The 9,608-nt window shown below is 71.1% G+C and carries 8 protein-coding genes; 1 reads left to right on the top strand and 7 read right to left on the bottom strand.

Translation table 11 applies throughout. The features are described from left to right. Both IE249_RS36265 and IE249_RS05135 read right to left on the bottom strand, forming a co-directional pair. A partial coding sequence (locus IE249_RS36265; RefSeq protein WP_229857555.1) for an ABC transporter ATP-binding protein occupies positions 1–932 on the bottom strand: 932 nt, incomplete at its 3' end. A gap of 331 nt (positions 933–1,263) precedes the next feature. Continuing rightward, positions 1,264–2,319 carry a BMP family lipoprotein gene (locus IE249_RS05135; RefSeq protein ID WP_189703532.1) on the bottom strand — a complete coding sequence of 352 codons (1,056 nt, stop codon included), beginning with the start codon at positions 2,317–2,319 and terminating at the stop codon, positions 1,264–1,266. A 314-nt stretch (positions 2,320–2,633) separates the two neighbouring features. Here IE249_RS05135 and IE249_RS05130 point away from each other — a divergent pair, with 314 nt between their 5' ends. Then, positions 2,634–2,978, top strand: a complete 345-nt coding sequence (locus IE249_RS05130; protein ID WP_189703531.1) for a hypothetical protein — start codon at positions 2,634–2,636, stop codon at positions 2,976–2,978. A 98-nt stretch (positions 2,979–3,076) separates the two neighbouring features. Here IE249_RS05130 and IE249_RS05125 read toward each other — a convergent pair whose 3' ends face one another. The 5 genes from IE249_RS05125 to IE249_RS05105 form a co-directional block, all read right to left on the bottom strand. Further along, complete coding sequence (locus tag IE249_RS05125; RefSeq protein ID WP_189703702.1) at positions 3,077–4,105, bottom strand: BMP family lipoprotein; 1,029 nt, start codon at positions 4,103–4,105, stop codon at positions 3,077–3,079. Positions 4,106–4,621: 516 nt separating this feature from the next. Continuing rightward, on the bottom strand, positions 4,622–5,860 hold the full coding sequence (locus IE249_RS05120; RefSeq protein WP_189703530.1) for an amidohydrolase: 1,239 nt from the start codon (positions 5,858–5,860) through the stop codon (positions 4,622–4,624). A 259-nt stretch (positions 5,861–6,119) separates the two neighbouring features. Next, complete coding sequence (locus tag IE249_RS05115) at positions 6,120–7,298, bottom strand: hypothetical protein (RefSeq protein WP_189703529.1); 1,179 nt, start codon at positions 7,296–7,298, stop codon at positions 6,120–6,122. An 11-nt stretch (positions 7,299–7,309) separates the two neighbouring features. After that, on the bottom strand, positions 7,310–8,248 hold the full coding sequence (locus IE249_RS05110; RefSeq protein WP_189703528.1) for an N-acetylneuraminate synthase family protein: 939 nt from the start codon (positions 8,246–8,248) through the stop codon (positions 7,310–7,312). Positions 8,249–8,260: 12 nt separating this feature from the next. Further along, a complete protein-coding gene (locus IE249_RS05105; protein ID WP_189703527.1) occupies positions 8,261–9,505 on the bottom strand; it encodes an acylneuraminate cytidylyltransferase in 1,245 nt (414 codons plus the stop codon). Between the last annotated feature and the right edge of the window lie 103 nt (positions 9,506–9,608).

Raw genomic sequence — 9,608 nt, 5'->3', positions numbered from 1 at the left:
TCGCGGCGGCGGCGGGTGGCCCAGGCGGTGATGTCCTCGCCGAGCAGGGTGATCGTGCCGGAGTCCGCCGGCTTCAGGCCGATGATCGCCTCGATCAGCTCGGTCTGGCCGTTGCCCTCGACGCCCGCGATGCCGAGGACCTCACCGGCGTGGATGGTGAAGGAGATGTCGTCCAGGACGGCGCGGCCGCCCTCGGCCTCAAGGCGCAGCTTGTCGACGGTGAGGACCGGGCGGTCGGTGACCGTGGACTCGGCGGTCTCCGGGGTGGGGAGCTCGCTGCCGACCATCATCTCGGCGAGCTGGCGGGAGGTGGTCTCGGCGGGGACGGCCGTGCCCACGGTGGTGCCGCGCCGGATGACGGTGATGTCGTCGGCGACGGAGAGCACCTCGCCGAGCTTGTGGGAGATGAAGATGACCGACAGGCCCTCGGACTTCAGCTCGCGCAGGTTGTGGAAGAGGGCGTCGACCTCCTGCGGGACGAGCACGGCGGTCGGCTCGTCGAGGATGAGGATGCGGGCGCCGCGGTAGAGGACCTTGAGGATCTCCACGCGCTGACGGTCGGCGACGCCGAGGTTCTCCACCAGGGCGTCGGGGCGGACACCGAGGCCGTAGCGGTCGGAGATCTCCTTGATCTTCCGCCGGGCGCCGGCGCCGATGCCGTAGAGCTTCTCGCTGCCGAGGACGACGTTCTCGAGCACGGTCAGGTTGTCGGCGAGCATGAAGTGCTGGTGGACCATGCCGATGCCGCGGGCGATGGCGTCGGCGGGGCTGCCGAAGGAGACCTGCTCGCCGTCGACCGCGATGGTGCCCTCGTCCGGCTTCTGCATGCCGTAGAGGATCTTCATCAGGGTCGACTTGCCGGCGCCGTTCTCGCCGACGAGCGCGTGCACGGTGCCCTTGCGGACCGACAGGTGGATGTCGTGGTTGGCCACGACTCCGGGGAATCGCTTCGTGATGCCCGTGAGCTCTACCGCGACTGTCGACTGAGCGGTGAGCGGAGGGCTGCTGGACGCGTCGATGGCGCACTCTCCTCAGGAAAGGGGCCGCTCTACGCGCGTAGCGCCCCTGCTTTAAATAGTGCCCGGACCTGATCGATCTTGAGTTGCTTCCGATCCGTTCCGAGCATTCTGCCGCGCGAACGGGGCACGAGTTCCGGCATGTCCCCCGCACCCCGTTCCGTGGCCGCAACGCTGCCATCGCAGCGCCTTTTTGGCCATGCCCCGGACGGCCCCACGGCCGGCCGAGTGGCCCACGACCGTCAGGTCAGGAGGTCTTGACCTTGATGGTGCCGTTCTTGATGCCTTCCTCGGCCTTCTTGAGCGCGGCCTGCAAGTCGGCGTTGTTCTTGAAGACGGGGTTGGAGTCGGCGAGGCTGACGCCGCCGTTGGACAGCGAGCCACGGACCTCGCCCGACAGCGGCTTCTTGTCCTTGATGACCGACTGGGCAAGGTCGTACACCGCGCCCGAGACGTTCTTCAGCGCCGAGGTGAGGATGTAGTCCTTGTACTTCGACAGCGCGCCCTGGGCGTACTGGTCGGAGTCGACGCCGATGGCCCACACCTTGTGCGCGGCGGCGGCCTTGATGACGCCCTGACCGGACAGGCCGGCCGCGTGGTAGATGACGTCCGCACCGGCGTCGATCTGGCCGTTGGTGGCGCTCTCGCCCTTGTCGGGGCTGGCGAAGCCGCCCTCCTGCGGGGTCTGGGTGAGGTACTGCTTCTCGACCTTGATCTTCGGGTTGACCGACTGCGCGCCCTGGATGAAGCCCGCCTCGAACTTGTGGATCAGCGGGATGTCCACGCCACCGATGAACCCGATGTGGTTCTTCTTCGTGGTCTTGGCGGCGGCGACGCCGGCGAGGTAGGAGGACTCCTCCTCGTGGAAGACCAGGTCGGCGACGTTCTTCGCCTTGATGGTGTTGTCGTCGATGATGCCGAAGGTCACCTTCGGGAACTTGGCGGCGACCTCCTTGACCGCGGGCGCGTACACGAAGCCGACGCCGATGACGGGGTTGTATCCCGCCTTGGCGAGCGTCTCCAGGCGCTGCACCTTGTCGGCGTCCGTCTCGCCGTCCTGCGGCTCGACGTCACGGCCGCCGACGCCGAAGTCCTTCTCGGCCTTCTGGAAGCCCGCGTACGCGGCGTCATTGAAGGACTGGTCGCCCTTGCCGCCGATGTCGTACGCGAGGCCTATGCCCTTGGACTTGGCGCTGCCGCCGGCGGACGAGCTCGACGTGGACGAGCTGCCACAGGCGGAAACGGAGACGGCAAGAGCTGCGGTTGCAACGCCTGCAACCGCGATACGGGACACCCGGCGCATGGAACGAGACTCCTTTGTGCAAGCGCCCAAACCAGGCGCTGGTTCCGCCGCAGCGTAACGCGCGTAGACCTCGGGCAAAACCCTGCCTTGCCAGGATGTTATGGGACCGTTTCGAACCACTCTGGACACCAACGCCACGTACGCAGGCGCACGGGGAGGCACCGCCTCCGGCCCGCGAGTACCAGAGGTGCGCGACGGTAAAGATCGTTCCCAAGTTCGATCTTTTGCCGCAAAGCGCGTGCGAGTCTCCTTGATCGAAGGTAAGCCCGCAGGTCAGACCAGCCGGCGGGCTTCATCTGATCCAGGGGAGGATCATGAGACTCACCAAGTTCGCGGCCGCGACAGCCGGCGTCGGCGTCGCCCTGTCGGCCACCGTGTTCGGCCTCGCGACGCCCGCCATGGCCGCCTCGACCTGCTCGACCTGGGTATCCAAGGACGGCACGACCGGCTACGGCAAGTGCACCGGGGGCAACACCCGGTTCAGCGTCCACCGGGTCAAGGTCGTGTGCGTCAGCCCGCACGGCAGCAAGTGGAACGTCTACGGCAAGTGGGTCAACACCCGCAAGGGCGAGACCTCCAAGGCGGTCTGCTCCACCGACGGCGGCTACTCGGGCACCGGCGTACTCTCCATGAAGATCGAGACGGACGAGCCGATCTGACCCGGCCACGGCCGCGCCGATGCGGCCGGGGCTCCAGGGCCCGGACACCACGGAGGGCGCCCCCGGCCGGGGGCGCCCTCCGTACCGACAGGGAGCGGTCACTGGGTCTTGACGGTGACCTTGCCCGAGATGATGTCCTGCTTGGCCTTGTCGACGGCGGCGACGACGTCCTTCATGGCCTGGTACTTCGGGTTGGAGTCGGCGAAGCCCACGCCGCCGGACTTCAGGTCGCCGCGTACCTCGCCGCTCAGCGGCTTGCCCTCGACGACGGACTTGGTGAGGTCGTACACCGCGCCGCCGACGTTCTTCAGCGCCGAGCCGAGGATGTAGTCCTTGTACTTGGCCAGCGAGGACTGCTTGTACTGGTCGGAGTCGACGCCGATCGCCCACACCTTGTGCTCGGCCGCGGACTGGATGACGCCCTGACCGGACAGGCCGGCGGCGTGGTAGATGACGTCCGCGCCCGCCTCGATCTGGCCGTTGGCCGCGTCCTTGCCCTTGTCGGGGCTGGAGAAGCCGCCCTCCTGCGGGGTCTGGGTGAGGTACTGCGACTCGATCTTGATCTTCGGGTTGACGGACCGGGCGCCCTGGTCGAAGCCCGCCTCGAACTTGTGGATCAGCGGGATGTCCACGCCGCCGATGAAGCCGATGTGGTTCTTCTTGGTGGCCTTGGCCGCCGCGACGCCCGCCAGGTACGAGGACTGCTCCTCGTGGAAGACCAGGTCGGCGACGTTGGGCGCCTTGACGGTGGCGTCGTCGATGATGCCGAAGGTGATCTTCGGGAACTTGGCGGCGACCTCCTTGACCGCCGGCCCGTACACGAAGCCCACACCGATGACCGGGTTGTAGCCGGCCTTGGCGAGCTGCTCCAGCCGCTGCACCTTGTCGGCGCTGGACTCGTTGTCGTTCGGCTCGACGTCACGGCCGCCGATCTTGAACTCCTGCTCGGCCTTCTGGAAGCCGGCGAAGGCGGCGTCGTTGAAGGACTGGTCGCCCTTGCCGCCGATGTCGTACGCCAGGCCGATGCCCTTGCCCGAGTACTTGCCGGACTCCGAGGAGGAGCCGGACGACTCGTTGCTGGACTTGCCGCAGCCGGCGGCCGCGAGCGCGATGACCGCGACGGTCACCGCGGCCTGGGAGAACCTCGTCCTCCGGGAATTCAGACGCACAGCAAGCACCCCTTCTTGCCCACGGCACCGTCGCCGGCCCGCTTCCCCACGCCGCCTCTGGTGGCGATTCCGGCGCACAGTAACGCGCGTAGAAGGCAAGGGGAACGGGGTTTCTCCGCGCCGTTATCGAAACGTGCCGACAACCGGTTACGGCCAAGTGACGCCGATTGCGGTCCGATGACGGCAGGTGACAGAAAGGGACGAAGGGGCGCGGATCGGGGCACCCCGCGCCGGCCCACTTCATCGGGGGCACCCCGCCCGCCCCGGGTCCGTGCCATCGGGACGCCCGCCCGTCGCGGGTCCGGCCCTCCGGAGTTCACTCGCCGGCCCGCCCGGCCGGAGCGCCGCCCGTGCGGGATCCGTCCCGTCGGGCGGCCCGCGTCGGCCCGGCCCATCCGGGCGCCCTCGGCGGCCCGTCCCGTCCGGGCCTCCTCGCCCATCTGCTTCATCGGGGCGCCCCCCTTGCGGTTCGGCTCAGTGGGTGGGGTGCAGGAGTGCGGCTGCGGTGAACAGCTCCACGCCGACCCTGATCGCGGACTCGTCCGCGTCGAAGTCGCCCTGGTGCAGGTCGCGCACGGTGCGCTCGCCCGGGGTGCGCACACCGAGCCGGGCCATCGCGCCGGGCACGTGCTCCAGGTACCAGGAGAAGTCCTCGCCGCCCAGGCTCTGCTCGGTGCCCTCCACGGACGCCTCGCCGCGCCGGGACTCCATGGCCGCGCGCAGCAGCTCGGTCACCACGGGCTCGTTGACGACCGGGGGCACCCCGCGCACGTAGTTGATCTCCGACTTGGCCTTGTGCAGGTTGGCCACCTCGTCGATCGCGGCGACCACGATGTCGGGCGCCTGCCGCCAGGCGTGGATGTCCAGGCAGCGCACGGTGCCGGCGAGCTCGGCGTGCTGCGGGATGACGTTCGGGGCGTGGCCGGACTCGATGCGGCCCCAGGTCACCGCGAGCCCGGCGCGGGTGTCGACGCGCCGGCCGACGAGCGCGGGCACGTCGGTGACCACCCGGGCGGCGGCGGTGACGAGGTCCGTGGTCAGGTGGGGCCGCGCGGTGTGGCCGCCGGGGCCGTCGAGCAGGACCTCGAGGCGGTCGCAGGCGGAGGTGATGGGGCCCTGGCGCAGTCCGATACGGCCGGCGTCGACCCGGGGATCGCAGTGCACGGCGATGATCCGGCCCACGCCGTTCAGCACGCCGCTCTTGATGGCCTCGGCGGCGCCGCCGGGCAGCACCTCCTCGGCGGGCTGGAAGACCAGCCGTACGGGCCGGGGCAGCAGGCCCCGCCGGTGCAGCTCGGCGAGGACCAGGCCGGCGCCGAGCACGACGGTGGTGTGCACGTCGTGCCCGCAGGCGTGGGCGCGGTCGGGGACGGTGGAGCGGTACGGGCTCTCGCTCTTGGTGTCCGGGATCGGCAGCGCGTCGATGTCGGCGCGCAGGGCGAGGATGCCCTCGGCCGTCCCGGAGGCGGCGGTGCCGGTGTCCGCCCCGATGTCGCAGACGAGCCCGGTCCCGGAGGGAAGCACGCGCGGCGTGAGCCCGGCCTTCTCCAGCCGGGCCTTGATCGCGGCGGTGGTGCGGAACTCCTGGTTGCCGAGCTCCGGGTGCATGTGCAGGTCGCGGCGGAACGCGACGAGCTCGGCGAACAGCGCCTCCGGCAGGGTGCCGGGCAGGGCGGCTTCCGCGGGGGTGTCGGCCTCGGACTCTGGGGACATCAGTTGCTTCACCCTCTGAAGGGTAGGACGCCGAGGCCGCCAACTGACCCTCGATCAACAAAAGTTCAACCCGTTAGGGGAAGAAAAGCTGGCCGTCCGACGCATAGGTATCGACTGAGGCGGGTAAACTCGCCCGCTTTGCGGGGCGGGCGGACCATGGAATCCCCGGGGAGTGACCCAGGCCACATCCCCGTCCACCCGTCCCACTTGTTCTTTTCTCCACGCATACCACGCCTTGCCTCGACCACGCCCGAGATGCTCACCTGTCGGACGCACCCGGAGCCGCCGGCGGGGCGTACGGGACTGCGTACGCGCCCCCGCTCGAGAGGCGGTCGACGCCGTGGGCCGAGTCCGTCACGCCGGACAGGAAGTCGCCTGCCCGGGGGGAGGCGCGGGAGGTGAGCCAGCCGGGGTCGATGTCGCAGACGGCGACGCGGACGCCGGTGCCGGCCAGGGCCGGGGGCAGGGTGTGCACGACGGTGGAGGGAAAGCTGAGGACCGTACGGCCGATCGGGCCGCGCCGGGCGATCAGCTCCAGCGGCAGGTCGGGCCGTACGACCTCCAGGCCGGTCTCGGCCGCCAGCCGGTGCAGCTTGTCGGCGCTCTCGCGGCGGTGCGCGAAGTAGCGCTTCGCGCCGTGCGCCCCGGCCAGGGTGCGTACGGCGTCCAGGTAGCGGTCGCCGTCGACCACGCCGGTCTCGACGAGCGAGGTGCCGACCAGGTCGGCGCCGGCCAGGACGCGCGGCGGCCCGAAGCGGGCGCGGGTCCACGCGAAGCCGTTGACCGTGAGGGTCACGCCCTCGGGGATCTCGGTGACCGGCATGGCGGAGAACACCTCCACCCGGCGGCCGCCGGAGGCGGCGAGACGGCGGCGGGCCGCGGCGGACACCGGCGCGAAGAGCAGGTCGCGCGGGCCCGGCCGGCCGCCCTTGCGGTGCCAGCGCACCAGCCGCTCGCCGCGGGCCAGCTGGCCGGCGAACTCCATCGTCGCCGTGCCGTCGTCCACCACCACGAGGTCGCGCGCCCGGGTGATGGTCAGCAGCAGCTGGACGTACCGGGAGAACGGGTCCCCCATCACCACCCGGCCGGCCCGCCGCAGCAGCGGCGCCAGTCCCCCGATGGTCCGGAACGGCGCCGAGGCCCCGCCCCGCGCCTCCTCCCACCGCACCTCGTGGCCCTCGTCCCGCGCCAGCTCGGCCATCCGCCGCAACTGCCCCCGGCTCATGGGGTCGGTCGGCGACAGCACGACGAGGGTGAGCCCCGGGGAGGGCTCGGAGGGGGTGGCCGGCGTCGCCGTCCGCCTCTTCTGGGACGGGACGAGCCCCGCGCCGCCGGAACCCCGGGCGGGGGACTGGGTATGGGCCCATTCCAGTACGTTCAGGAGCTGTACCGGACTCTCGACGAAGGCGAGGGTGTGGGGGCCGGGGCGGGGGGCCATGGGGCTCGGGCTCAGACCGCGACCGGCTCGCCCGCCGCCGCGGCGATCTCCGCCTCGGCGACGACACCGGTGACGCGGCGCAGCTTCTTCATCGGGCCGAGCTCGGAGTCGTAGACCTTCTTCACACCGTCGCCCAGCGACGCCTCGATGGTGCGGATGTCGCGGACGAGCCGGGCCAGGCCCTGCGGCTCCACGGACGCGGCCTGGTCGGAGCCCCACATCGCGCGGTCGAGGGTGATGTGCCGCTCGACGAAGGCGGCGCCGAGGGCGACCGCGGCCAGCGTGGTCTGCAGGCCGGTCTCGTGGCCGGAGTAGCCGATCGGGACGTTCGGGTACTCCTTCTCCAGCGTGTTGATCACGCGGAGGTTGAGCTCCTCGGCCTTCGCGGGGTACGTCGACGTGGCGTGGCAGAGCAGGATGTTGTCGCTGCCGAGGACCTCCACCGCGTGGCGGATCTGCTTCGGGGTGGACATGCCGGTGGACAGGATGACCGTGCGGCCGGTGCCACGCAGGGCGCGCAGCAGCTCGTCGTCGGTCAGGGAGGCGGAGGCCACCTTGTGGGCGGGCACGTCGAACTTCTCCAGGAAGGCGACGGCCTCGGTGTCCCACGGGGAGGCGAACCAGTCGATGCCCCGCTTGCGGCAGTACTCGTCGATGGCGCGGTACTCGTCCTCGCCGAACTCGACCCGGTGCCGGTAGTCGATGTAGGTCATCCGGCCCCAGGGGGTGTCGCGCTCGATGTCCCACTGGTCGCGCGGGGTGCAGATCTCGGGCGTGCGCTTCTGGAACTTGACGGCGTCGCAGCCGGCCTCGGCGGCCACGTCGATGAGCTTGAAGGCGTTCTCGAGGTCGCCGTTGTGGTTGATGCCGATCTCGCCGGTGATGTAGACGGGGCGGCCGGGTCCGGCCTCGCGCGAACCGAGGGTGCGGATGCGGGAGTTGGTGCTCATGAGGGGATGTCCTTACTTGGTGAGGGGGTCGGGGGAGTCGAGCGAGGGTCCGAGGATCCAGCCGGCGATCTCCCGGATCGCGCCGTCGCCGCCGGGGAGGGTGGTGACCGCGCGTGCGGCGCCGCGTACGACGTCGTGGGCGCTCGCGACCGCCACGGGCCAGCCGACGAGGGCGAGGCAGGGCAGGTCGTTGACGTCGTTGCCGACGTAGAGCACGCGCTCGGGCGCGATGCCCTGTTCCTCGCACCACTGCTTGAGGGCGAGGTCCTTGCGGTCGACGCCGTGCAGCACGGGGAGCCTCAGCTTCCGGGCGCGGGCGGCGACGACCGGGTTCTGTTCCGTGGACAGGACCAGCATCTTCAGGCCGAGGCCGCTGTCGCGCAGGGCCGCGATGCCGAGCCCGTCCCCGCGGTGCACGGAGACGAACTCCCGTCCGTCGGCGTCGATCAGCACCCGGTCGTCGGTCTGGGTGCCGTCGAAGTCGAGGACCACCGCGTCGATGTCGGCGGCGGTCGGCAGCGCGCCGGGCCGGCCGGTGTCGAAGAGGGGGGCCAGGGCCCGGGCGCGCGCCAGGTCGTGCGGGTCGTCGATCTCCAGGACGCGCGCGGGGTCGGTGCGCACCAGTTCCGTATGGCCGAAGAAGCGGTGCCGGTGCTCGCGGAAGCCGGCCGCGTCCATCGCGTAGGCGGCGCCGGTCTCCAGGAAGTCCTGGGGGCGGTCCTGACGGCGCGGACGGAAGGACTTGTCGTGGTTGACGCCCTCACCGTCTGCGGACTCCGCGCCGGTCTCCGTAGCGGCTTCGCGCCATACGAAGCCGTGGAAGGGCGCGACCGTCAGGGCGGTGTCCGCGCGGTGCTCCGCCACCGCGGACGCCACCGCGTCGACGTCCTCGCGGACGAGGAAGGGGCTGGTGCACTGCACGAGGAGGACCACGTCGACCGCCGCGCCGTGCAGGGCCTCGTGGGCGTCCATGGCGTGCAGGACCGCGGACTCGGAGGTCGCGGTGTCCCCGGCGATGGCGGCGGGCCGCAGCACGACGTCCGCGCCGGCCTCGCGGGCCGCGGTGGCGATGGCCTGGTCGTCGGTGGACACCACGACGTCGGTCACCAGCCGCGCCGCGCGGCACTCGCGCACCGCCCGTGCGACCAGCGGTACGCCTCCGACGGGGGCGAGGTTCTTGGCGGGCACTCCCTTGGAGCCGCCCCGCGCGGGGACGACGGCGAGGACGCGGCGGACCCCGGCCGGTGTGTCGGGCATGGGCTTGTCTCCTTGACGGGTCACGGCTCCGTCTCCTTGACGGGTCACAGCTCCCCCATCCGCCGGATCACGGGCGCGACGCGCTGCACTCCGTGGCGGTAGG

The sequence above is a fragment of the Streptomyces anandii JCM 4720 genome (assembly GCF_014650655.1).
Classification (GTDB): Bacteria; Actinomycetota; Actinomycetes; order Streptomycetales; family Streptomycetaceae; genus Streptomyces; species Streptomyces anandii.
This window is presented reverse-complemented; position numbering and strand designations above follow the sequence as displayed.

Excerpts from the sequence above, each read along its gene's own strand:
- IE249_RS05135 (WP_189703532.1), bottom strand. The coding sequence starts at position 2,319 with ATGCGCCGGGTGTCCCGTATCGCGGTTGCAGGCGTTGCAACCGCAGCT.
- IE249_RS05130 (WP_189703531.1), top strand. The coding sequence starts at position 2,634 with ATGAGACTCACCAAGTTCGCGGCCGCGACAGCCGGCGTCGGCGTCGCC.
- IE249_RS05120 (WP_189703530.1), bottom strand. The coding sequence starts at position 5,860 with ATGTCCCCAGAGTCCGAGGCCGACACCCCCGCGGAAGCCGCCCTGCCC.
- IE249_RS05115 (WP_189703529.1), bottom strand. The coding sequence starts at position 7,298 with ATGGCCCCCCGCCCCGGCCCCCACACCCTCGCCTTCGTCGAGAGTCCG.
- IE249_RS05110 (WP_189703528.1), bottom strand. The coding sequence starts at position 8,248 with ATGAGCACCAACTCCCGCATCCGCACCCTCGGTTCGCGCGAGGCCGGA.
- IE249_RS05105 (WP_189703527.1), bottom strand. The coding sequence starts at position 9,505 with ATGCCCGACACACCGGCCGGGGTCCGCCGCGTCCTCGCCGTCGTCCCC.